At 69.7% G+C, this 21,429-nt stretch carries 20 protein-coding genes; 12 read left to right on the top strand and 8 right to left on the bottom strand.

What is annotated here, in order from left to right; all coding sequences use genetic code 11:
- Nucleotides 1–97 precede the first annotated feature (97 nt).
- From FL344_RS25710 to FL344_RS25695, 4 genes are read left to right on the top strand one after another with little or no spacing between them, the layout of a single operon-like run.
- Entirely contained in the window at nucleotides 98–1,993 is a 1,896-nt protein-coding gene (locus FL344_RS25710; RefSeq protein ID WP_141620380.1) for a methyl-accepting chemotaxis protein, read from the top strand.
- Nucleotides 1,994–2,003: 10 nt separating this feature from the next.
- Nucleotides 2,004–2,603 (top strand): HAD family phosphatase, encoded by a 600-nt coding sequence (locus FL344_RS25705; protein WP_090485523.1) that lies wholly within the window; start codon nucleotides 2,004–2,006, stop codon nucleotides 2,601–2,603.
- The gene (locus tag FL344_RS25700) at nucleotides 2,600–3,424 is read left to right on the top strand and encodes a glycosyltransferase family 2 protein (RefSeq protein WP_141620379.1); all 825 of its coding nucleotides are present in this window, start codon (nucleotides 2,600–2,602) and stop codon (nucleotides 3,422–3,424) included. Before FL344_RS25705 ends, FL344_RS25700 begins: the two co-directional genes overlap by 4 nt.
- A 38-nt stretch (nucleotides 3,425–3,462) precedes the next feature.
- A complete protein-coding gene (locus FL344_RS25695) occupies nucleotides 3,463–4,056 on the top strand; it encodes a hypothetical protein (protein ID WP_141592941.1) in 594 nt (197 codons plus the stop codon).
- A gap of 17 nt (nucleotides 4,057–4,073) precedes the next feature.
- Here the strand turns inward: FL344_RS25695 and FL344_RS25690 are convergent, their stop codons facing one another.
- The 4 genes from FL344_RS25690 to FL344_RS25670 all read right to left on the bottom strand — a co-directional run bounded on the left by FL344_RS25690 (nucleotide 4,074) and on the right by FL344_RS25670 (nucleotide 9,839).
- Nucleotides 4,074–4,721, bottom strand: coding sequence for a glutathione S-transferase family protein (locus FL344_RS25690; RefSeq protein ID WP_011550995.1), 648 nt, complete (start codon nucleotides 4,719–4,721; stop codon nucleotides 4,074–4,076).
- 51 nt (nucleotides 4,722–4,772) lie between these two features.
- Nucleotides 4,773–5,372 (bottom strand): adenylate/guanylate cyclase domain-containing protein, encoded by a 600-nt coding sequence (locus tag FL344_RS25685; RefSeq protein WP_011550994.1) that lies wholly within the window; start codon nucleotides 5,370–5,372, stop codon nucleotides 4,773–4,775.
- Between the two features lie 519 nt (nucleotides 5,373–5,891).
- On the bottom strand, nucleotides 5,892–7,631 hold the full coding sequence (locus FL344_RS25675; RefSeq protein ID WP_141620377.1) for a serine/threonine-protein kinase: 1,740 nt from the start codon (nucleotides 7,629–7,631) through the stop codon (nucleotides 5,892–5,894).
- Between the two features lie 129 nt (nucleotides 7,632–7,760).
- Nucleotides 7,761–9,839 carry a S46 family peptidase gene (locus tag FL344_RS25670; protein ID WP_141620376.1) on the bottom strand — a complete coding sequence of 693 codons (2,079 nt, stop codon included), beginning with the start codon at nucleotides 9,837–9,839 and terminating at the stop codon, nucleotides 7,761–7,763.
- 134 nt (nucleotides 9,840–9,973) lie between these two features.
- Between FL344_RS25670 and FL344_RS25665 the strand changes: the two genes are divergently transcribed.
- On the top strand, nucleotides 9,974–11,128 hold the full coding sequence (locus FL344_RS25665) for a triacylglycerol lipase (RefSeq protein ID WP_171445062.1): 1,155 nt from the start codon (nucleotides 9,974–9,976) through the stop codon (nucleotides 11,126–11,128).
- Nucleotides 11,129–11,158: 30 nt separating this feature from the next.
- Here the strand turns inward: FL344_RS25665 and FL344_RS25660 are convergent, their stop codons facing one another.
- Nucleotides 11,159–12,235, bottom strand: a complete 1,077-nt coding sequence (locus FL344_RS25660; RefSeq protein ID WP_228565370.1) for a ferrichrome ABC transporter substrate-binding protein — start codon at nucleotides 12,233–12,235, stop codon at nucleotides 11,159–11,161.
- A 145-nt stretch (nucleotides 12,236–12,380) separates the two neighbouring features.
- Nucleotides 12,381–12,872: a DUF4442 domain-containing protein gene (locus FL344_RS25655; protein WP_228559172.1), complete on the bottom strand. Its 492-nt coding sequence runs from the start codon at nucleotides 12,870–12,872 to the stop codon at nucleotides 12,381–12,383.
- Nucleotides 12,873–12,990: 118 nt separating this feature from the next.
- On the opposite strand from FL344_RS25655, the gene dps reads away from it, so the two are divergent.
- The 6 genes from dps to FL344_RS25625 all read left to right on the top strand — a co-directional run bounded on the left by dps (nucleotide 12,991) and on the right by FL344_RS25625 (nucleotide 18,181).
- A complete protein-coding gene (gene dps / locus FL344_RS25650) occupies nucleotides 12,991–13,542 on the top strand; it encodes a DNA starvation/stationary phase protection protein Dps (protein WP_090485546.1) in 552 nt (183 codons plus the stop codon).
- 123 nt (nucleotides 13,543–13,665) lie between these two features.
- Nucleotides 13,666–14,508, top strand: coding sequence for an SDR family oxidoreductase (locus tag FL344_RS25645; protein WP_141620392.1), 843 nt, complete (start codon nucleotides 13,666–13,668; stop codon nucleotides 14,506–14,508).
- Nucleotides 14,505–15,131, top strand: coding sequence for a glutathione S-transferase N-terminal domain-containing protein (locus FL344_RS25640; protein ID WP_141592948.1), 627 nt, complete (start codon nucleotides 14,505–14,507; stop codon nucleotides 15,129–15,131). Before FL344_RS25645 ends, FL344_RS25640 begins: the two co-directional genes overlap by 4 nt.
- A 67-nt stretch (nucleotides 15,132–15,198) precedes the next feature.
- On the top strand, nucleotides 15,199–16,665 hold the full coding sequence (locus FL344_RS25635) for a YdiU family protein (RefSeq protein ID WP_141620373.1): 1,467 nt from the start codon (nucleotides 15,199–15,201) through the stop codon (nucleotides 16,663–16,665).
- Nucleotides 16,666–16,753: 88 nt separating this feature from the next.
- Nucleotides 16,754–17,284 carry an inorganic diphosphatase gene (locus FL344_RS25630; RefSeq protein ID WP_140787570.1) on the top strand — a complete coding sequence of 177 codons (531 nt, stop codon included), beginning with the start codon at nucleotides 16,754–16,756 and terminating at the stop codon, nucleotides 17,282–17,284.
- Nucleotides 17,285–18,181: a CHAD domain-containing protein gene (locus tag FL344_RS25625; RefSeq protein WP_141620372.1), complete on the top strand. Its 897-nt coding sequence runs from the start codon at nucleotides 17,285–17,287 to the stop codon at nucleotides 18,179–18,181.
- Between the two features lie 83 nt (nucleotides 18,182–18,264).
- On the opposite strand, the gene FL344_RS25620 is transcribed toward FL344_RS25625, so the two are convergent.
- Together FL344_RS25620 and FL344_RS25615 are read right to left on the bottom strand one after the other, a co-directional pair.
- Complete coding sequence (locus FL344_RS25620; RefSeq protein ID WP_141620371.1) at nucleotides 18,265–18,957, bottom strand: DUF2490 domain-containing protein; 693 nt, start codon at nucleotides 18,955–18,957, stop codon at nucleotides 18,265–18,267.
- Between the two features lie 155 nt (nucleotides 18,958–19,112).
- On the bottom strand, nucleotides 19,113–19,943 hold the full coding sequence (locus tag FL344_RS25615; protein ID WP_141620370.1) for a hypothetical protein: 831 nt from the start codon (nucleotides 19,941–19,943) through the stop codon (nucleotides 19,113–19,115).
- 167 nt (nucleotides 19,944–20,110) lie between these two features.
- Between FL344_RS25615 and FL344_RS25610 the strand changes: the two genes are divergently transcribed.
- A complete protein-coding gene (locus tag FL344_RS25610) occupies nucleotides 20,111–21,367 on the top strand; it encodes an Hsp70 family protein (protein ID WP_141620369.1) in 1,257 nt (418 codons plus the stop codon).
- The last annotated feature ends 62 nt before the right edge of the window (nucleotides 21,368–21,429 follow it).

The raw sequence follows: 21,429 nt of genomic DNA, 5'->3' as shown, positions 1-21,429 counted from the left end.
ACAGGCAGGCGCGGGGGTGCCCTGGAGACGCGGGGCTCTGGTATAGGACGAGGGCCGACCTTTCTGGGAGGCCCCCGCACGCTGCCCGCCGCGCCACATGGCCCTTTCTCTTCCTGGAACCAAGTCCCTTCGTGGACGCCTCACGCTCTACGCGACGCTGCTGTCGGTCGTCCCGCTGCTGACGCTGACCTGGCTCCATGCCCGCAGCGCGCGGCAGGTGATGGAAGAGCAGATTCACGCGTCGCTGCTGAGCGAGGCCGAAGGCGTGAAGGACCTGCTGGAGTCGACGCTGGCCGAACGGGAGGCGAGCGCCCGCGGCTGGGCCGAGGACCCCGCGGTCCGTGCCGCGCTGCGAGGTGACGTGTCGCCCGCCGACGCCATGCTCGGCGTGCTCCAGAGCCGCTACCTCACCCTCAACGGCATCGTCATCTTCGACGACACCGGCCGCGCCATCTCCGCCAATACTCCGGCCTTGCGCGACGAATACCTGCGCCGGCAGGACGAGGTGCGGCGCAGTCCCTGGTTCACGGAGGCCCAGCAGGGGCGCACCAGCAGCGAGGGCATCACCGAGGAGCACCCCATCTTCACCGGCCACGTGCTGTCGCTGGCCTTCCCGGTGCTGGACCCCATCTCCAAGCACCGGATGGGCGTGCTGCTCGCCGCCTTCGACTGGGCGCACGTGGACCAGTTGGTGCAGCCGGCGCTGGCCCGTGCCCATCAGCGCGCCCTGAAGAGCTTCGCGATCACCCTCCAGCGGCCGGACGGCACGCTGCTGTACGACTCGCGCGGCGCGAACGCCCAGGGCAATGACGCGCTGCTGGCCGTCACGGCCGTCAACGGCACGGACGTGCGCGACGTGGCCGACGGCTGGCACTTCGTGGCGCGCGTGGACCCGGCGGAGGCCTACGCCCCGGTGGTGCGCGTGAACCGGGTGGCGCTGCTGATGGCGGTGTGCTTCATCGTGCTGGCCGTCGTAGGCGCGTGGCTGCTGTCGCACCGCATCTCCGGTCCCGTGCTGGCCCTGCGCGCGGCGGTGACGCGGCTGGTGAGCGAGGGCGACCTCACGCAGACGCTGGACGTGAAGGCCGGAAACGACGAGGTGGGCGAGCTGGCCGGCGCCTTCGGCCTGCTGGTGTTCCAGTTGCGGGAGACGGCGCAGAGCCTGCACACCGGCACGCGCGTGCTCAGTGAGACGGTGGCGGAGCTGCAGACGGCGTCGACGCAGCAGGAGCGCAACGTGGCCCGTCAGGCCGCGGCCCTCCAGCAGACGCAGGTGACGGCGCAGGAAATCAAGCAGACGTCGATGCTGGCCTCGGAGAAGGCGGAGGACGTGCTCAATCGCGCCTCCGTGGCCGAAGAGGTGGGACGCGCGGGCGAAGGGGCCATCCGGGACAGCCTGGGCGGCTTCTCCGAAATCCTGTCCCAGGCCGAGCAGATGACGGAGCGCATCGCCCAGCTCAACGAGCGCACGCAGCAGATTGGCGGAATCACCCAGACAGTGAAGGACCTGGCGGACCAGTCCAACATGCTGGCGCTCAACGCCGCCATCGAGTCCGTCCGCTCCGGCGAGCACGGCAAGGGCTTTGGCGTGGTGGCGCGCGAGATTCGCAGCCTGGCGGACCAGTCCATCCAGGCCACGGACCGGGTGCGCGAAATCCTGGGCGATTTGAGCAGCGCCATCCTCTCCACCGCGAAGATGACGGAGCAGGGCTACACGCATATGGAGAACGGCCTGGAGCAGGTGCGCGGCACCGGAGAGCGGCTGAAGGAGCTGGCCGCCATCATCCAGGACAACGCCACCGCGGTGCGGCAGATTGCCGGCGCGGTGAGCCAGCAGAACGCGGGCATCGCCCAGATTTTCAGCGCGGTCACGGACCTGTCCTCCATGATGAACGACACCCAGGAGAGCCTGGCGGCCACCACCCGGGCGGCGAAGCTGCTCCAGGATGTGTCCGAGCAGATGCAGGACGTGGCCCGCGCTTATCGCATCTGAAGGAGCATGCATGGCGCAGGTGAAGGCAGTGCTGCTGGACCTGGGCAACGTCCTCGTCTTCCACGACAACACCCTGCTCTTCTCCCGGCTGGGCGCCCGCGCGGGCCTGGAGGCCGCGGAGGTGGCCCGGCGGCTGACGGGCGCGGGGTGGACGGACGCCAACCGGGGCGTGCTGGGCGCGGAGGGCATCCGCCAGGACGTGTGCCGCGCGCTGGACGTGGACCTGCCCATGGCGGAGTTCGCCCCGCTGTGGAGCAGCCACTTCACGCTGCATGATGCCGTGCTGCCGCGCATCGAGTCGCTGGTGGGCCGGGTGCGTTTGGGGCTGGTGTCCAACACCAACGCGCTGCACGTCGCCTACCTGCGTCCGCTGCTGCCGGTGCTCCAGCGCTTCGACAGCGTGGTGATGAGCTGCGAGGTGGGCCACGTGAAGCCGGAGCCGGACATCTTCCGGCTCGCGCTGGCGGGCGTGGGCTGCGCCCCGGAGGAGGCCGTCTTCTTCGACGACCTGGCCGAGTTCGTCCAGGCCGCCGAGGCCGTGGGGATTCAAGGCCGGCTCTTCACCACCGCTGACGCCTTCGACGCGCAGCTCAAGGCCCTGGGTCTATGAAGCTGGGCGGCTACGTCCTCCACCGGAACAACCGGGACACGTTGGAGCCGTGCCTGCGCGGGCTGCTGGCGCTCTGCGATGACGTGGTGGCGCTGGACTCCGGGGCCACGGATGGCTCGGCGGAGCTGGTGCGTTCGCTGGGCGCGCGCTCCGTGCCCCATGCGTGGCGAGGCTACGGCGCCGCGCGCGAGGCCGCGGTGAACGCCCTGGCGCCCTGTGACTACGTCTTCTTCCTCGACTCGGACGAGCTGCTGGGCCCCGAGGCAGTGGAGACACTGCGCGCGTGGAAGACCTCGTCGCCCACGGAGGCCGTGTACCGGCTGCCCCGCCGCGACTGGGCCGAGCTGGGGGCACACCGCTTCCGCTACCGCACGCAGTGGCGAGCGCGGCTGGTGCGCCGGGACAAGGCCGTGTGGCGGCCGGAGCAGATTGTCCACGAGGCCCTGCCGAAGCTGGCGGGCGGACGCGTCCGCGCCTTCATCGAGCACCGCTTCGCCACGTCGGTGGAGTTCCGCGCGCAGAAGGAGGACCGCTATGCCCTGCTGTGGGCCCTGCGCGCCCATGCCGAGCAGCGCGGCCTCAAGCCCGTGGGCGTGCAGCGCCTGGCGTCCTGGGCGCGCGACTGTCTGCTGAAGGGCGCGCTGTGGCGCGGCGGCGCGGAGGCCTCCCGCCTGGCCTGGGCGGTGGCGGGCTACCACGCCACGAAGTACGCGTACCTGCGCGAGCTGCGCCAGGGCCGCTACCCGGAGCTGGTGCAGCTCTACGCGGAAGGCCGCTACGACGCGCTGTTCGCGCGCGTGCGCGACGGCGCGCTGAGCTGACGGCCATGACCAAAGCGTGACGAAATGACCGCACCGCCATGGCCCTGGCGGTGCGCGGGTTCCCTACGGTGGCGTCCTCTCCTCGACGTCCTCCGAAAGGTCTGCTCGTGATGTCCCCTTCCCGTCTCCCCCGGCTGTCGATGTGGGCGGCTTGCTCCGCCCTGGGTCTGCTCGGCGCGTGCACCAGCGTGAACACCGCCCCCGCTGCCGCGTCGCTGTCCGTGCGTGAGCTGAACATCGTCGACGAGCACGGACAGGCGCGCATCCGCATCGCGGCGCCCATGCCCGACCCCAAGGGCCTCAAGCGCGCGGTGAAGGCCTACGGCATCCAGTTCATGAATGCGTCCGGGCAGGAGGTCGGCGGGCTCGGGATGCTCGACAGCATCGGCATCAACGGCCTCTGCTTCGACAGCGAGGAAGGCTACGAGGCGATGTGCATGGGGCTCATCCAGGGCAAGCCCAACATCACCTTCCGGCACGACTGGAAGGAGCGCATCGTCATCGGCGTGGAGGAGGGCGTGGCGAGCATCGTCCTGCATGATGCGAAGGGCACGCCCCACCTGAAGCTCGCGGTGGACAAGGACGGCGCCACCCGGGTCGAAGAGGTGAAGCCGGCCCCCGCGAGCAAGTAGCGCGCTGGGAGGAGGGCTCAGTCGTACTTCGGGATGCTGGGCTCGCTCCGCCCTTCCTCGGTCCACTTCTGGAGCGCGGGCAGCGCGAGCACCGCGTCGCGGTAGGCCGCGCTCACCGCGTCCAGCGCCACGTCATAGGTGACGAAGCGGGTGACGACGGGCGCGTAGAAGGCGTCCGCGATGGAGAAGCGGCCGAAGAGGAAGGGCCCTCCCTGGCCGAAGCGCCCGCGACAGTCATTCCAGAGGGCCTGGACGCGGGCGATGTCCTCCGCCACACCGGGCGCGCGGCCCTTGCCCGGGCTGCGCGCGCGCAGGTTCATGTTCATGTGCTGCCGGAGCGCGCCGAAGCCGGAGTGCATCTCCGCGGTGACGGCGCGGGCCACCGCGCGAGCCGCCATGTCCTGGGGCCACAGCTGGGCCTGGGGGAAGGCCTCCGCCAGGTACTCGCAGATGGCCAGCGAGTCCCAGATGGTCAGGTCGCCGTGCTGGAGCACCGGCACGCGCTTGCTGGGGGAGTACCGGGCAATCCGGTCCTCGGTGTCCGGAACAGCCAGCGGAATCACCACCTCCTGGAAGGGCTGTCCCGTGTGGGCCAGCGCGAGGTAGGGCCGCAGGGACCAGGATGAGTAGTTCTTCGAACCGACGACGAGTGTGAGCTGGGGCATGGGGCGGCCTCTATAACGCCGCTCGCCCAGGCCCGCCCGCGCTTGTGCGCGTCAGTTCGCCGCGCTCCGGCGCCCCCAGAAGGAGCGCATGCGCGACAGCAGCGGCATCCGGCGGCGGTGCTCGGGCGGGTCGATTCGGTAGACGGCCACGGGCAACCGGATGTTCTTCATCTCGCCACGGCCCAGGCGAACCGGCGGTGAAGCCAGGCGGCCTTCCACCTGACGCGCCACCGTCTCGCTGACATAGAGCGTGCCGGGGCGGGCCAGCGCCTCGATGCGCGCGGCCAGGTTGACGCCTTCTCCAAACACGTCCCCGTCGCGGTGGACCACCATCCCCAGGTGGACACCCACGCGCAAGATGACCCGGCGCTCGGCGGACACGTCTCCGTTGCGGGCATCCAGGACGCGCTGCAATTCCAGACCGAAGTCCACCGCCGAGGGGCCTCCCTCGAACTCCAGGAGGAAGCCATCCTCCAGCCGCTTCACCTCGCGCCCTCCATGGCGCGGCAACAACTCACGGACGAGCAGCGCATGCTCATCCCGCATGTCGTTCTGGAGCGATTCGTCACGCCATGAGAGCCCATCAGGGCCTTCAATGCCCGTGAAGAGAATCGCCGATAGTTTCCCGGGTTCTGGAGCCTCCACCACCATCGCGCATCTCCCCTTTCCCCCCGGCACTGTCAGCGATGCTACATCACACAGGGCCCCCGGTCCCAGCCGAGCCCCCCTCTCGGCTGGAACCGGGCCCTGGACGGCCGTCCGCCCCGGGGGGACGCGGCCGCACACGGTGGGTCCACCGGCGATGACAGGCTCCCCCCGAGGGCCCCTTGCCCTCCCTGTGCCCACATACGCTCGGTGTTGGACATGACATGAACCAGCGTGTCAGTCCTCATCAGGATACGTATTCCCTGACGCGCCGCACCAACGCCCTGTTGCGTCCTGTCCGGGCGTGTCGGGCCTCGAACTCAGCAGGTCGGGTTCGGTCCGAGTCCTGACAGGGCACGGCCCCACGGTCCTGTCAGGCTGTGACGCCCGCGAGGCCATCCTGCTGGCCAGGAGGCTCGGCTGGTCGCCCGAGGGGCGAGGCACGTTCTGGATTCAGTCCGAGCACGGCCTCGAGCTCGAGGCCCTCTCGCTCATCGCGCCTGACGCCTCCACGTAAGGAGGACGCTACTCCGCGCCAGCAGCGGGCGCGGCGTGCTTTCGGGACGCCTCCACGCGTGGATCCGGCCGTGGCCACACGGCGAAGGCCACGGCGGCGACGAGCGCCACCATCATCGCCACCGTGAGCGGCGTCAGCTTCCGCTTCGGCTGGGCAGCGAGCACGCCTGGCGAGGCGGACTGGGCCACGCCCGCCTTCGAGCGCAGCAACACGGTCGACCCCACCGCGTCCGCACCTGGCGAGGGCGGCCCATTCCGGGCAGCGACCGGCGCGGAGGGGCCTCCTGCCACGGGCGCCCGCGCGATGGGCGCGGGGACCACCTTCGGTGACGCGGCACCGGCCTGCGCGCCCCCTGCTGGCGGACGTACGGGTGGAGCGTCAGCGCCGCGCGGCAACGGAGCAGGCGCGAGGGGTTTCTCGGGCCCCCGAGACGCCGACGCGCCTCCGTCTGGCACCTGGGCCCCGGCCACAGCCCCGTCCCGAGGCGTCGGCTTCCGGGCGCTCGGCCCTGGAGGCGCAGCGGAGGGCGGCCTCGCCACGGGCGAACGGGCGATGGGCGCGGGCACGACGTCCGCGGGCACCACGACGGGCCGAGGCGGGGGCGCCTCCATCTCCGGCAAGGGCATCGCCTCGGCGATGGTCGCGGCGTCGTGGGACGGAGCCACCGCGGGCACCGGCGCGGACAGGCTGACCGTCTCCGACTCCCGAAAGGGCGGGTTCGCGTCCGGAGGATTCTCGTCGACGTCTTCATCCTCCGTCCCGCGTCCCGAGCGCCGGCCGGGCACCGTCTCCGGCTTCGACTCCGGAGCCAGCTCCACCGCGAGCCGCGGCGTGGTCAGCGGCGTGAGCATCGGCACCTCGCCCATCGTCTGGAGCGCGCGTCCCGTCAGCGCGAAGATGAAGCTGGCCACGTCCGGGAAGCGGTCCTCCGGGCGCTTCTCCAACGACTTCTCCACCGCCGCGATGACGTGGTCCGGCAGGTCCGGCACCAGCGCCTCCAGGGGCTCCGGCGGATCATAGACGATGCGGTAGATGAGCTCCGGAAGGTTGCCGTTGTCCCGGAACGGAAGCCGGCGCGCCAGCATCTCGTACACGAGGCACCCGAAGGCGAAGATGTCCGTGCGCGGGTCCACCTCGCCGTTCTTCCCGGTGGCCTGCTCGGGCGCCATGTACTGCGGCGTGCCCAGGAGGATGCCGCCCTGGGTGTGCACGCTCTGCGAGTCGATGACCTTGGAGATGCCGAAGTCGAGCAACTTCACGTGCTCCATCATCACGCCGCCCACCTCGGTGGGCACGAGGAACACGTTGCCCGGCTTGAGGTCACGGTGGACGATGCCCGCGCGGTGCGCGGCCTGGAGCGCCGAGCCCATCTGCCGCGCGCAGGAGAACACCTCCTCCAGCGTCATCGGGCCCTTGCGCAGCCTGCGCGACAGCGGCAGGCCGCGCAGGCACTCCATCACCATGTAGGGCGAGCCATCCTCGAGGCTGTCGAAGTCGAGCACCTCGACGATGTTGGGATGCCCCAGCTTCGAGGCAATCTCCGCCTCGCGCCGGAAGCGCACGAAGGCCTCGGCCCCCATGCCCGCGTCGTGGCGCAGCACCTTGATGGCCACCTGCCGTCCGCGCAGCCGCAGGTGGTTGGCCAGGAAGACGGTCCCCATGCCACCTCGGCCGAGGACGCCTGCAATCTCATAGGTCTCCCTCAGCACCGTGCCGAGGGGAATGTCATTGGGTTTGGAGGGAGCCATGAGTAACCGGTTTTCAGCTTTGAACCGGATTCTATCCTGCTCCCTCTGACATGCCTTGGCCACTGCGGCCAAGGCGTTCAGAAAGCCCAAATCCAATCCACAAGACCTCTCAGGTCTTGAGAACCGCGACTACTTCGCGGGCATGACCGCGGCGTCGCTGGCCGTGCGCAGCTCGTCTACCACGCGCCTGGCCCCGTAGACGTGCTCCAGGCCCGCCAGGATGCCCTCTCCGTGCACGGCGACCGCACGGTTCGTCTCAGGGACGTAGGCATAGCGGCCCCCCAACGAGTGCAGGTTCCCATCGAAGATGAGCCCCACCACGCGCCCGTCGCGGTCCACCAGGGGCGAGCCGGAGTTGCCGCCGATGATGTCGTTGGTGGTGGCCACGTCGAACGGCGTCTGGGGCGGCACCTTGCCGCGCGCCTTCAACCAGGTGTCCGGGAGCTTGTACGGCTCCTTGCCGGTGTGCCGCTCATACGCGCCGCCAAAGGTGGTGAGCGCGGCCACGGGGCGGCCATTCTCATCCCAGCCCTTCACCTGCCCGGCGTTGAGGCGGAGGGTGAAGGTGGCGTCCGGATAACCGGAGGTGCCGTACACCGCGAGGTGCGCCTTGGCGATGCGCTCGCCGTTGCGCTTGAGCACCGCCTCCACGGTGTCCTCGTAGCGCTTGCGCGCCGCGCGGGCCTCCGCGTCCACCTTGCGCGCGAAGAGAATCATCGGGTCCTTGGAGGCCTCCACCGCCGCCTTGCCACCCTTGAGCAGCGCGGCGCGCACCTTCACGTCCCGCAGCTTCGTGCCACGCACCAGGGTGCGCGCCAGGTCGGCGGGCGCCTCGCGTCCGAGCACCAACTGGACGAAGGGGTCATCCGCGCCCAGCGTCTCGCGCACGCGGGTGAGGCCGAACGTCAGCAGCGCCTGGTCCAGCTCGGGCGTCACCGGCGCGTCGCGCAGGAGCTGCTGCTCCAGCGTGGGGAGCTGGGACTGGGTGTACTCGCGCAGCCGCTCCGCGTTGGGCCGCTCCTTCTCCTCGGCCACGCGCACCAGGTGCCGGGCCATGCGGAAGAGCTCGGAGGGATAGGCGTCCCCGGCCTCCTTCATGCGGTAGTCGGGCAGCATGCGGCGGTACGCATCCAACGCCTGGGTGATTTCGTCCCACGCGCCGTCGGTGGCGGCCTTCACCTGCGCGTTGGCGTCCACCTTCTGGCGCAGCGCCGCCTCGTCCTGACGCTTGCCGGCCAGCAGCGCCGGGTCCGCCAGCGACTGGTGCCGCCCGCGCAGCGCCTTCAGCCCGTTCTCCACGCCGCGCAGCATGGAGCGCGTGGTGCGGTAGCGCTCCGCCGAACCCCCGGCGTACTCGCGCAGCATGCCGCGCAGCTCGGCGAGCTGGAGCAACGTGTACGGCAGGTTGACGTCGCGCTGGAACTCCAGCTCGGCGACGGTCGCCTTGCGCTCGGTGCCACCCGGGTGGCCGGAGACGAAGACGAGGTCCCCCTCCTTCGCGCCCTGCTTCGCCCACGGCAGGAAGTGCGGGCTCTTCGCGGGCGCATTGTCCTGCCACACGCGCAGGAAGGCCGCGTCGAAGCCGAAGCGCGGGAAGTTGAAGTTGTCCGGGTCACCGCCAAAGGCGGCCATGGAGAACTCGGGCGCGAAGACGAGCCGCACGTCCTGGAAGCGACGGTACTTGTACAGGTGATACTTGCCGCCGTTGAAGAGCGTCACCACGTCACAGCGCACGTCTCCGGACGTGGCGCAGGCGGCCTCCACCGCGGCCGTCTCCTTCTTCAACGCGGTGTTGAAGGCCGCGCCGGTGAGGCCCTTCGTCGCCGCGTTCATCTTCGCGGTGACGTCCGTCATCTCCACCAGCTGGTTGGCCTCCACCTTCGGGCAGCGCAGCTCCTGCGCGGCGCTCGACGCGTAGAAGCCCTTGGCCAGCAGGTCCTTCTTCGGCGAGGACAGGTCCTCGATGCAGCCGCGGATGCAGTGGTGATTGGTCATCACCAGGCCCTCTGGCGACACGAAGCTGGCGGAGCAGCCGCCGGCCAGTCTCACCGAGCCGAGCCGGACGTGGTCCAGCCACGCCTGCGTGGGCGTGAAGCCGTAGGCCTTGTTCACCGTGTCGGAGGGAAAGGCGTCGTAGGTCCACATTCCCTCGTCCGCCGAGGCGGGGAGGGACAGGAGCAGGCCGAGTGCGAGCAGTCTGCGATCCACGTGCGGGCGTCCTTCTGTCATGACTGGGAGTGGGGGTTGCCGGTTCTGAACGTGATGGCCGGCGCGCGTCAACCCCCGAGCGGAGGGTGCATTCCCCACGGGTATCATGCGCCGCGTCAGATATGGTGCGGGCAATGCCAGGCAAGCATCGCGTCTACCTCGTCCCCGGTTTCTTCGGCTTCATCAACCTGGGCGAGCTCATCTACTTCGGCCACGCCCTGGACTATCTGAAGGACGAGCTGGCCCGCAGGCAAGTGGAGGCGGAGGTCATCATCGTCCTCTCCCACCCCACGGCCTCCATCCGCACGCGCACCGCGGACCTGCTCAAGGCCGTACAGGAGACGGCGTCCGGAGACGACGGCCCCATCCACCTCATCGGCCACTCGACGGGCGGGTTGGACTCGCGCCTGTTCGTCAGCCCCGGCGCGCAGGTGGCGGAGGGCGTGGACCTGGAGCCCTTCGCCAGGCGCGTGCGCACCGTGACGTCCGTGTCCACGCCACACGCGGGCACGCCGCTGGCCACGTTCTTCATGGGCCTGTTCGGACAGCGCATCCTCAAGCTGCTGTCGCTCTTCACCGTCTACGTGCTGCGCTTCGGCAGGCTGCCGCTGCGCGTGGTGTTCCGCTTCGGCCACCTGCTGGCGCGAGCGGATGACCAGCTCGGGTGGAAGCCCACGCTGCTGGACCAGCTCTATGACCAGCTCCTGGGGGACTTCTCCTCGGAGCGCCGTGACGCGGTGTCGAAGTTCCTCAGCGACGTGGGCAACGACACCTCGCTGATTCCGCAGCTCACGCCGGAGGGCATCGACCTGTTCAACGCCAGCACGCTGGACCGGCCCGGCGTGCGGTATGGCTCGGTGGTGACGCAGGCGCGCCCGCCGTCGCTGCGCACGCGCATGGCGGCGGGACTGGACCCCTACGCGCAGCTCACGCACACCATCTACGCGCTGACGTACGGGCAGACGCAGCGGATGCCGCTCACGGCGCTGCCGCTGCACACGCCCGCGCAGACGGCGGCGCTGGTGCAGGCCTATGGCGCGATGCCCGGACCCACGGCGTGTGACGGCATCGTCCCCACGCGCTCGCAGGTGTATGGCCGGGTGCTGGCCGCGGTGCGCGCGGACCACCTGGATGCGATTGGCCACTTCGACCAGCCCGCGCACCAACCGCCGCACGTGGACTGGCTCATCTCCGGCTCCGGCTTCCGCAGGCCCCAGTTCGAGTCGACGTGGAAGAGCATCGTCGACTTCCTGCTGGAGGACGAGCGCCCTGTCTTCACGGGGTCGTGACGACCGCGAAGACCTCCACATCCGGCACGGTCAGTAGACGCCCATCAGGTGAATCTGCACGCGCGGATTCCCAAGGTATTCCTCCAGCCGCCATCGGCTGCGCATGCCGTCATCACGGATGCCCAGGCCGCCTCCGGGCTTCGGCGCTTCCGCGCTGGCGAGCGCGTCCCGGAGCTGGGACACGGCCCAGGAGTCGAACTTCGGGTCGCCGGAGCCTTCAATCACCTTGAGGTCGAGCAGCTTCCCGTCGCGCGCCTGCCAGACCTCGACGATGGCCGCGAGCGCGAGCACCGGCGTGGTGACATCCACCATGTACATGTTGGCCGCGCGCCCGGCCTCGACGGCCGCTTGCATGCGATTGCGCTGCTCCAACCGGTGGTCCCGGGGCTCGGCGGCGATGGGCGTGCCTGTCTTTCCGAAGCGCGCAATGGCATCCACCTGCTCGCGCTTCATTCGTGAGCCCAACACCTTCAGGTCCGGGGGTGGCGGATTCACCAACTGCTTCGCGAAGCCTTCCCGCAGCTTCGCGAAGTAGGGATGCGTGGCGCCGCTCGACGCGCGCGCCGTGGCGGCGGCGTCCTGGGCCCAGCCGTCCACACGCACCCGGGCCTCCTCGGCCTGCCGGGCCGCCAGGGCCTTCGGGTCGGGGCCTTCGCCAGGGCGGAGCGTCCGTCCCGTCGAAGGGGGGCCGCCGCCCAGCAGGCCGCCTCCCAGCAGGCCCTGTGGCTCCAGGTTGGGGCGCTGCTGTGGGTGAGGAACGTCGCGAGGGACGTCTTGCGCCAGGGCTGGCGCCTGCTCGCTGGAGCCAGTTGGGGCGACCTCGGACGGAGGTGCCTCGGACGTGTTGGGGGGCTCCGTCGTGGTGGGGCGCGGACGCTCCGCGTGACGAGGCGGGTCCTCCTTCTTCGGAGGCAGGCGCGGGGGCGCTTCGTCAGGAGGCGGCTGGCGGGGCTCCGGCGCTGGCGGCTCGGGGGGAGGCGTCACGTCCTGGTAGACGACCTCCATCTCGACGGCACGTGGTTCCACGCGGCGCTGGCGGTCCTTGGGCTCGCTGCCCGACAGCGCCACGAAGAGCGCGACGTGCAGGAGCCCCGACACCAGGAGCATGAAAAACGGTTGAGCGCGCCGCGACACGGCGGACAGCTTGCCTCGACGGGTCACCACAGTGAAGCAGCCCCTTTTGACGGGGCCGTCCCGAACTTCAGTGCCGTCGCCGCCTGGCCCCAGCGCAAGGGGGCAACCCGACGCCGCCTCAGGCCTTCTTCATCACCGCCAGGAAGCGGGCATCCGCGATGTGCGTGCCCTCGAAGTCCTCCAGGCGAACGGGAATCCACTCCTGGGCCTTGTCCCCCTTCTGCCGGAGCGCCGCGTCCAGGGTGTTGAACACCTCGGGAGACGGCTCGCAGATGGCGCGCACGCCACCCTTCGCCTTCGCCTTGAAGGACACCTGGAGTTCGTTCACCAGCGCCAGGTAGCGGCCCGGCGGGAAGCGGCGGAAGAGCCACACGCCCATGGTCAGCTCCATCACTGTCACCTGCACGCCCAGGTACACGCTGCCCACGTGGTTGCGCGTGCGCCGCTTCAGCGGCACGGACACCTGGGCCCGGGCATCCGATGCGTCCTCCACCCGGACGCCCATCACCGAGGACAGCGGGATGATGTTCTTCACCGCCACCGTCAGCAGCGCATTCGCCGCGCTGGGAGATACCTGGCGCAGCCGTTCCACGAGGTCGAGAGCAAGCATGGTCCGCCCATCATACCGACCGTGAGCCCGCCCGCCTGCCCCCCAGGCGCCACGCACGGGCTGGCATTCCCGGCAGGAATCCCCACCTTGGAATGACCTTCTGGAGGAACCGCGCACCATGAACTTTCCAAGCCATGTGAATCTCCCCACCGACGCACGTGAGGAGCTCATCGATTCGCTCAACACCCTGCTGGCCGACGCCATCGACCTGCATTGGCAAATCAAACAAGCGCACTGGAACATCCGCGGCCGGCACTTCTACAGCCGCCACGAGCTGTTCGACGACCTGGCCAAGCACGTCCGCAAGCAGGCCGACGAGTTCGCCGAGCGCGCGGGCACTCTGGGCGGCTACGCCGAGGGCACCATCCGGCTGGCGGCCAAGAACAGCGAGCTGCCCGAATACGACCTGAAGGCCGTGGACGGTGACGACCACCTCAAGGCCCTGGTGGACCGCTTCGCCCGCTACGGGGCCAGCATCCGCAACGGCATCCACCGCTCCGACGAGCTGAACGACCCCGTCACCTCCGACCTGCTCACCCAGACGCTGGGCGAGGTCGAACTGGACCTGTGGTTCCTGGAGAGCCACCTGCACGGCGAGCCCCGCGCGGGGGCGCGCCGCGGGGGGGACGTCCGGCCCCAGGACACCACCGCCAGCCCCTCCAACGCCTGAACGGAGCGTTGACCACCGGAAGGCCCCCGCGCGCCTGCTCAAGAGCAAGCGCGCGGGCGGGCTCCAGCGTATAGAAGGCGTCCTTTCGTGACGGAGGACGCCTTTTTGACTTCACAGACGCGCATGGATGGGAAGGTGTGCCTCATCACCGGGGCCACCGGCGGCATCGGCCTGGAGGCCGCCAAGGCGCTCGCGCGCATGGGCGCCACGGTGGTGCTGGTGGGCCGGGACGCGGGCCGCACCGAGGCGGCCGTGGCCGCCGTGAAGGAGGCCGCCCCCAACGCCCAGGTGGACTGGCTCCGCGCCGACCTCACCTCCCTGAAGTCCGTGCGGGAGCTGGCGCAGACCTTCCGCTCCCGCTACCCGCGCCTGGACGTGCTGCTCAACAACGCGGGACTCATCATCGACCGGCGGCAGGTGACGGAGGACGGGCTGGAGGCCACCATGGCCACCAACCACTTCGCGCCCTTCCTCCTGACGAACCTGCTGCTGGACGTGATGAAGGCCACCGGCCCGGCCCGCATCATCAACGTCTCGTCCGATGCCCACGCCGCGGGCAAGCTCGACTTCGATGACCTGCAGAGCGAGCGCGGCTTCATCGGCTTCCGCGTGTACGGCACGTCGAAGCTGGCCAACATCCTGTTCACCCGCGCGCTGGCGAAGCGGCTGGAGGGTACGCAGGTGACGACCAACGCCCTGCACCCCGGCGTGGTGCGCACGGGCTTCGGTCACAACACCCAGGGCTTCTTCCGCCACCTCGTCAAGCTGGGCGCGGCGTTCATGATTTCGGCGGAGAAGGGAGCGCGGACGTCCGTGTATCTGGCGTCCTCGCCCGAAGTGGAGGCAGTGTCCGGGCAGTACTTCTACAAATGCCGTCCGAAGAAGCCGTCCTCCGCCGCGCGGAACGACGCGCTCGCGGAGCGGCTCTGGCAGGTGAGCGAGCAGCTCACGGGAGTCAAGGGATGATCGACCTCTACACGTTCGCGACGCCCAACGGGCAGAAGGTATCCATCGCCCTGGAGGAGCTGGGCCTCCAGTACAAGACGCACGTGGTGGACATCACCAAGGGCGAGCAGTTCAAGCCCGAGTTCCTGGACATCAACCCCAACAACAAGATTCCGGCCATCGTCGACCACGCGACGCAGGACCACCGTCCGCTCAAGGTCTTCGAGTCCGGCGCCATCCTCATCTACCTGGCGGAGAAGACGGGCCAGTTGCTGCCCTCCAACCCGCGCGGCCGGGCGGAAGTGATGGAGTGGCTGATGTTCCAGATGGGCGGCGTGGGCCCCATGTTCGGCCAGCTCAATCACTTCGCCCGCTTCGCCCCCAAGAAGGTCCCCTACGGCATTGAGCGCTATCACGCCGAGTCCCGGCGGCTCGTCGGCGTGCTCGACGGGAAGCTGGGCTCCGGGGATTACGTCGCGGGCCGCTACTCCATCGCGGACATCGCGCTGTATCCCTGGGTGGCCAGCACCCGCGCGTACTTCCCCGAGCTGTTCCGGGGGTCCAGCAACATCGTGCAGTGGCTCCACCGCGTGGGCAGCCGGCCCGCCGTGGAGCGCGGCATGAAGGTCCCCCAGCTCAAGTAGTCCCACGCAGCTTCCCTGAAGCGCGGTGGCTGGATGGCCGCCGCGCTTCCATGTGTTCTCCCCCGTCATGGCCACGCTCGAACAGCTCCGCTTCGACAACACCTATGCCCGCCTACCCGCTGGGTTCGGCGCGCGCGTCCACCCCAGTCCCTTTCCAGACGCGAAGCTGGTGAGCGTCAATCCCGCCGCCTTGAAGCTCCTGGACCTGACGCCCGAGGAGGCGCAGCGGCCGGAGTTCGTCGCGGCGATGGGAGGCGCAAAGCCCCTGCCGGGGATGGAGCCCTTCGCCATGGTGTACGCGGGGCACCAGTTCGGCGTGTACGTGCCCCGGCTGGGCGACGGCCGCGCCCTGCTGCTGGGCGAGGTCCGCGACGCCGCCGGGGCGAAGTGGGACCTGCACCTCAAGGGCGGCGGGCCCACGCCCTTCTCGCGCGGAGGTGACGGACGCGCGGTGCTGCGCTCCACCATCCGCGAATACCTGTGCGGCGAGGCCATGCACGGCCTGGGCATCCCCACCACGCGGGGCCTGGGCATCCTCGGCAGCCAGGCTCCGGTGTACCGCGAGGCGGTGGAGACGGGCGCCATGCTGGTGCGCATGGCGCCCTCGCACGTGCGCTTCGGCACCTTCGAGTTCTTCCACTACACCGAGCAGACCGAGCACGTGGCCACGCTGGCCGACCACGTCATCACCGAGCACTTCCCCCACCTCGCGGGCCAGGAAGGCCGCTACGCGCGCTTCTACGCGGAGGTGGTGGAGCGCACGGCGCGGCTGATTGCGCAGTGGCAGGCGGTGGGCTTCGCGCACGGGGTGATGAACACGGACAACATGTCCATCCTGGGCCTCACGCTGGACTACGGGCCCTTCGGCTTCCTGGACGACTTCGAGCCGGGCTTCATCTGCAATCACTCCGACGACCGGGGCCGCTACGCATTCGACCAGCAGCCGCGCATCGGCCTGTGGAATCTCGCGTGTCTGGGCGAAGCGCTGCTCACGCTCATCTCGGAGGATGAGGCCCGCGCCGCGCTGGCCACCTACCAGCCCACCTACAACGCGCACTTCATGGACCGGATGCGCGCGAAGCTGGGCCTGCGGGAGACGCGCGACGAGGACCGCGAGCTGGTGAGCGACCTGTTCGCCCGCATGGCCGAAGCCCACGTGGACTACACGCGCTTCTTCCGCGCGCTGGGCCACTTCGCGTCGGCGGACGGCGCGGACACGCGTCCAGTACGTGACATGTTCTCCGCCCCCGAGGGCTTCGATGCCTGGGCCGGGCGCTACCGGGCGCGGCTGGCCGCCGAGGGCAGCGTGGATGCAGAGCGCCACGCGCGCATGACGCGGGTGAACCCGAAGTACGTGCTGCGCAACTGGGTGGCGCAGGAGGCCATCTCCCGCGCGGAGGCCGGGGACTTCTCGCTCGTGGACCGGCTGCTCGGCGTGCTGTCGGACCCGTTCGCCGAACACCCCGACGCGGAGTCCTACGCAGCGGCGCCTCCCGCCTGGGGCCGGCACCTGGCGGTGAGCTGCAGCTCCTGAGGCCGCGCCACGGACGAAGGTTGAAGAAGCGAAGATTCCGCCCAACCACGGTTGCCGGAACACGCGGCAGGCGCAACCTTTGCTGTCTATGGTGACGGACCTCACCCGGTTGCCCCTGCGAGGGAAACAAGGCGCCTTTCACGTCATCGTCGAGTCTCCCCGAGGCTCCACGCTGAAGCTCAAGTACGACACGGCGCTCAAGGCCTTCAGCCTCTCACGGCCGCTTCCCAGGGGCCTGAGCTATCCCTTCGACTGGGGCTTCATCCCCTCCACCCAGGGGCCGGATGGGGACCCGCTGGATGCGATGGTGTACTGGGACGACGCGAGCTTTCCCGGCGTGGTGCTGCCCTGCCGTGCGCTCGGCGTGCTCCAGGTGGAGCAGAACACAGGCGACGGCGGACGCGAGCGCAATGACCGCATCCTCGCCGTTCCCATCACCCCGTCCCGCGCCGGACACCTGACGGACTATCAGCAACTGCCACAGCGCGAGCGAGAGGAGTTGGAGCACTTCTTCCTCGCCGCCGTGCGCTTCGAGGACAAGGACGCGCGCATCCTGGGCTGGGAGGGGCCGGAGGGTGTCGAGCGGATGCTCCGCCAACACGCACGCACGGAGGAATAGATGGCCCAACCCACGCCCATCCGAGGGCTCGGGCCCGACAGCCGCCTGGGAGACGCCGCGCGCCGCATCCTCGCGGGCCGGCTCGCGGACGTTCGCAAACCGGAGGCCGGCTTTCAGGACGCCGTGGATGACGAATCTGTCCATGACATGCGTGTGGCCACCCGGCGGCTTCGCGCCGCCCTCAAGGTGTTCCGCTCCCTGGGCGGAATGAAGAAGCTGGAGCGCGACGTGAAGCGCATCCAGGACGCGCTGGGGGGCGTTCGGGACGTGCACGTCCAGGCCGCATGGCTGGAGAGCGTGGCCCGGAAGGCGAGCAAGAAGCCCCAGGTGCGCGCCGGCATCCAGACCCTGCGCAAGAAGCGGCTGTCCGAGTTGGAGACGCACGAGACGCGCCTGCACGCGGAGCTGGAGCGATGGGTGGACAGGACGGTGCCGCGGCTCTTGCGCAAGCTGGACGGGCTCAATGACGTGCACCGCTTCGCCGGCCGCCGCGTCCGGGACGCGCTGCGCCAACGCCTCAAGCGCGTGCAGAAGCGAATCGACACGTACGTGGACGCGGCCGACGCGGCGTCCGCCCACGAGCTGCGCAAGGAGCTGAAGCGGCTGCGCTACGAGCTGGAAATCTTCCAGCCTGCCTTCCGCCGCACCCTGGACGCGCTGCTGGAGGTGCTCGTGCCGCTCCAGGACGGCCTGGGCGAGCTGCACGACGCCGACGTGCGCCTGGAGCTGTTCGAGCGGCTGGCCGCGGAGTCGGCGCCGCGCGAGCGCAAGTCCGCGCGGGCCCTGCTCCCCCTGGTCCGGGAGGAGCGAACGAAACGCGCGGCGGAGATTGCCCGCGAGGTCCAGCGGTGGCGCACGGAAGAGATTCCCAAGCGCTTACGCCGCATGTTGACCTGAGTCCCTGTCAGCCGCCGCGCCTCACGGCTCCTGCGGACCCCCAGGGCCCGGACAGTCTGTCTCATCATTCATCGCGCATTCCGTTACATGTAATTGAAGGGCATGGCGACGGAGAGCGTATGGATGAGCTGCTCGGTCTCCGCATAGGGCCTGCGCGTGAAGACGTTGAGGTAGCCCACCTCCACGGAGGAGTGGTCCCCGTACTTCCAGCCCGCACCCACGAACACGCGGTTCATGTCGAAGCCGGCGCTGGGGCCATTCGCCACCGAGCTGAGGTGGTAGAAGACCTCATCCCAGACAATCAAAGACAGCCGCCCCTCCGCGGCCACGGGGTGCGCACCGCGCAGCATGACGCGGCCCCGGTGGGAGACCTCCGTCGTGCCGGGCAGGAAGCGCTGCTCCAGACGGGCGCGGAGCGTGCCCCGGACCTGGCCGAACTTCGGCGTGTAGATGAACTGCTGGAAGAGCCGGCTTTCACCCTGACGCAAGGCCGGGTCGCCCTCCCAGCGCCACGATGGAAACCAGCCCTGCCCCAGCCACAGCGACATGTCCTGGGCCAACCGCACACCTCCCGCCGAGCGGAAGACGGCGCGGGCGTCGTCCTTGCCGAAGCGCGGCTGGGCTTCCAGGTAATAGAGGAGGTGTTCCCCGATGCCACCCTGCGCCGACACCGTGTACCAGAGCTGAGCTTCCGCGCGGACGGGACGGGCCTCCACGGAGTGGAAGGGGATGACGAGCAACAGACCGATGAGGGGAAGCCAATTCTCGGTGCGCATGATGCGAATGCCTAGAGCACGACATGCGCACTGGCTCAACTGGGCAAAGCGCGAGTGCGGTCTGACCGACGATGCCGCGGCCGCTTCGCACACCCCGAGGCCGGAATGGCGCGTCCGCCCTTCACCGTGGGGGAAGGACGGACGGTCCCTGTCGCCTACTGCGTGGGCTGCTGGGAGCCCGGGGTGGACTGGCCACTCTCCGGCGCGGCCGGCGCCGTGGGCTGGACCTGGGAGGTCGCCTCGATGCGCACCGCCTGGGGCTCTCCGCTCTGCTCGTCGGTCCGGTACGAGGCCCGGACCTGACTGCCCTCCTGGATTTCCCCAGCGCTGGCCTGGCGCCCGTCCACCATGACCTGCGTCTGCGGTGACACCTGCAGGCGCAACTGCGGCTCGCCCTGTGAGCTGAGCAGCAGCTCGTCATCATTGGCGCGCAGCACCTCACCGACGATTTGCTGCTCCGAGCCCTGCTGGGCCTGGGCCCCCTGCTGCTGCTGCGCCTGGGGCGCGGGCGCCGCGGCCACTGGCTGCTGTGTCTGCTGACGAAGCTGCTCGGACTGCTGACGAGCCTGCTGGTTCTGCTGCGCCAGCGCGTCGCTCTGCTGTCTCTGGGCCTGCTGTGCCTCCTGCTGGGCCTGCTGCGCCTCTTGCTGGGCTTGCTGCGTCTGCTGCTGGGCGCGCTGCTGGGTCTGCTGGGCCTGCTGCGAGGCCGACTGCGCCTTGGCCTGGGCCTCCTGGTACTCCCGCTGCTTGTTCTGGAGCTCCTGCTGGGCGTCGGCGGCCTCTTTCTGCTGACTGCTCGCCTGCTCCTGAGCCTTGCGAGCTGAGTCAAAAGCGTTCTCCGAGCGCTGCTGGGCCTGCGCCACCTGGTCGTTCACCGTGGGCTGCCCGCTTGCCTGCCCTGGGGTCCCCCGGTCGCGTTCTTCACACGCCGTCCCCAGCGTCAGCGCCGCGGCGCCCGCCAACAACCATCCCGCGCGAAATCTCATTGGCTGCCTCCCGTCTCCATGCACGTCCCAGAGGAAAGATGGCGAGCGGCGTCCTTGCGCCAACCCGCATCCAATCCAGGCGTCCGCCCTCCTGGCCGCCCTCCTCCCACGGGTTGGTGCACGAAGCGCTACCCATGGATGGGGTTTAACGGTAAGGGGCGCCCCCCATGCGTGCGTGCGGACTCGATTTCGGAACCAGCAACACCGCCGCGGCCCTGCCTGACGGCACGGTGCTGTCCCTGCAACCCCATACCTCGGAGGCCCGTCTCTTCCGCTCCGTCCTCTTCTTCCCGGACGACGAGCAGGACATCTACGCCGGCGCCGACGCCATCCAGCGCTACCTGGAGGACAACACCGGACGCTTCATCCAGTCCGTGAAGTCCTTCCTCCACTCCAACTCCTTCCGCGCCACCCAGGTGAAGGGGCGCACCTACACCATCGAGGAGCTGGTGGCCGTGCTGCTGCGCCGCGTGCGGGACGCCGCCGCGAGCTCCATGGGTGGCGCGCCCGAAGCCGTCGTGCTCGGCCGGCCCGCCGTCTTCACGCCGGACCCGGAGGCGGATGCCCTGGCCCAGCAGCGCCTGCTGCGCGCCGCGGAGCTCGCCGGCTTCCAGCACGTCCAGTTCCTCATCGAGCCCATCGCCGCGGCGCTCGCCTATGAGGCGCAGCTCACGCGCGACGAGCTCGTGCTGGTGGCGGACTTCGGCGCCGGCACCACGGACCTTACGCTGATGCGCCTGGGCCCCAGCCGCCGCGGCAACCCGGACCGCCGCCAGGACGTGGTGGGCTCCACGGGCGTGCGCATCGGTGGTGACCGCTTCGACGCGGAAATCATGCGCAACAAGCTGCTGCCCCGCTTCGGCGCCGGCTCCACCTACCAGGTGCGCGGTTTCAGCGACAAGCGGCTGCCCATTCCCCAGCACATCATGGCCAAGCTGCTCACCTGGCACGAGATGTCCTTCATCCGGGAGAAGTCGACCCAGGAGCTGCTGGAGACCATGCTCAACACGAGCGACCGCAAGGCCGAAATCCAGGCCCTGTACGACCTCGTCATGGACAACCTGGGCTACCGCCTCTTCCGCGCCATTGAAGCGGCCAAGGTGCGCCTGTCCCAGGAAGACACGGCCACGGTGGACTTCGAGGAGGCCCGCATCACCCTCCACGAGCCCATCACCCGCGAGGAGTTCGAAACCTTCAGCCAGCCGCTGCTGGACGAGCTGGACGCGTGCACCGCGGGCCTGCTGGAGAAGCACGCGGAGGCGAAGGACATCGACGCGGTGTTCCTCACCGGCGGCTCGTCACAGATTCCCGCGGTGCGCCAGCTCTACATGCGCCGCTTCGGCGAGGGGCGCGTGCGCACCGCGGATGCCTTCACCTCCGTGGCCGAAGGGCTCGGGCGCGCGGCGGCGCACCTCTCCGTCTGAGCCGGACGCCCGGGGCGGGGCCTACGGGCCCACGTCCACGGTGCGGCTGAGCCACCCCACCC

The sequence above is a fragment of the Myxococcus sp. AB036A genome, assembly GCF_006547355.1.
GTDB classification, from domain to species: domain Bacteria; phylum Myxococcota; class Myxococcia; order Myxococcales; family Myxococcaceae; genus Myxococcus; species Myxococcus virescens.
This window is presented reverse-complemented; position numbering and strand designations above follow the sequence as displayed.

Excerpts from the sequence above, each read along its gene's own strand:
- FL344_RS25710 (WP_141620380.1), top strand. The coding sequence starts at position 98 with ATGGCCCTTTCTCTTCCTGGAACCAAGTCCCTTCGTGGACGCCTCACG.
- FL344_RS25705 (WP_090485523.1), top strand. The coding sequence starts at position 2,004 with ATGGCGCAGGTGAAGGCAGTGCTGCTGGACCTGGGCAACGTCCTCGTC.
- FL344_RS25700 (WP_141620379.1), top strand. The coding sequence starts at position 2,600 with ATGAAGCTGGGCGGCTACGTCCTCCACCGGAACAACCGGGACACGTTG.
- FL344_RS25695 (WP_141592941.1), top strand. The coding sequence starts at position 3,463 with ATGGCCCTGGCGGTGCGCGGGTTCCCTACGGTGGCGTCCTCTCCTCGA.
- FL344_RS25690 (WP_011550995.1), bottom strand. The coding sequence starts at position 4,721 with ATGCCCCAGCTCACACTCGTCGTCGGTTCGAAGAACTACTCATCCTGG.
- FL344_RS25685 (WP_011550994.1), bottom strand. The coding sequence starts at position 5,372 with ATGGTGGTGGAGGCTCCAGAACCCGGGAAACTATCGGCGATTCTCTTC.
- FL344_RS25675 (WP_141620377.1), bottom strand. The coding sequence starts at position 7,631 with ATGGCTCCCTCCAAACCCAATGACATTCCCCTCGGCACGGTGCTGAGG.
- FL344_RS25665 (WP_171445062.1), top strand. The coding sequence starts at position 9,974 with ATGCCAGGCAAGCATCGCGTCTACCTCGTCCCCGGTTTCTTCGGCTTC.
- FL344_RS25660 (WP_228565370.1), bottom strand. The coding sequence starts at position 12,235 with ATGCTCCTGGTGTCGGGGCTCCTGCACGTCGCGCTCTTCGTGGCGCTG.
- FL344_RS25655 (WP_228559172.1), bottom strand. The coding sequence starts at position 12,872 with ATGCTTGCTCTCGACCTCGTGGAACGGCTGCGCCAGGTATCTCCCAGC.
- dps (WP_090485546.1), top strand. The coding sequence starts at position 12,991 with ATGAACTTTCCAAGCCATGTGAATCTCCCCACCGACGCACGTGAGGAG.
- FL344_RS25645 (WP_141620392.1), top strand. The coding sequence starts at position 13,666 with ATGGATGGGAAGGTGTGCCTCATCACCGGGGCCACCGGCGGCATCGGC.
- FL344_RS25640 (WP_141592948.1), top strand. The coding sequence starts at position 14,505 with ATGATCGACCTCTACACGTTCGCGACGCCCAACGGGCAGAAGGTATCC.
- FL344_RS25635 (WP_141620373.1), top strand. The coding sequence starts at position 15,199 with ATGGCCACGCTCGAACAGCTCCGCTTCGACAACACCTATGCCCGCCTA.
- FL344_RS25630 (WP_140787570.1), top strand. The coding sequence starts at position 16,754 with ATGGTGACGGACCTCACCCGGTTGCCCCTGCGAGGGAAACAAGGCGCC.
- FL344_RS25625 (WP_141620372.1), top strand. The coding sequence starts at position 17,285 with ATGGCCCAACCCACGCCCATCCGAGGGCTCGGGCCCGACAGCCGCCTG.
- FL344_RS25620 (WP_141620371.1), bottom strand. The coding sequence starts at position 18,957 with ATGCGCACCGAGAATTGGCTTCCCCTCATCGGTCTGTTGCTCGTCATC.
- FL344_RS25615 (WP_141620370.1), bottom strand. The coding sequence starts at position 19,943 with ATGAGATTTCGCGCGGGATGGTTGTTGGCGGGCGCCGCGGCGCTGACG.
- FL344_RS25610 (WP_141620369.1), top strand. The coding sequence starts at position 20,111 with ATGCGTGCGTGCGGACTCGATTTCGGAACCAGCAACACCGCCGCGGCC.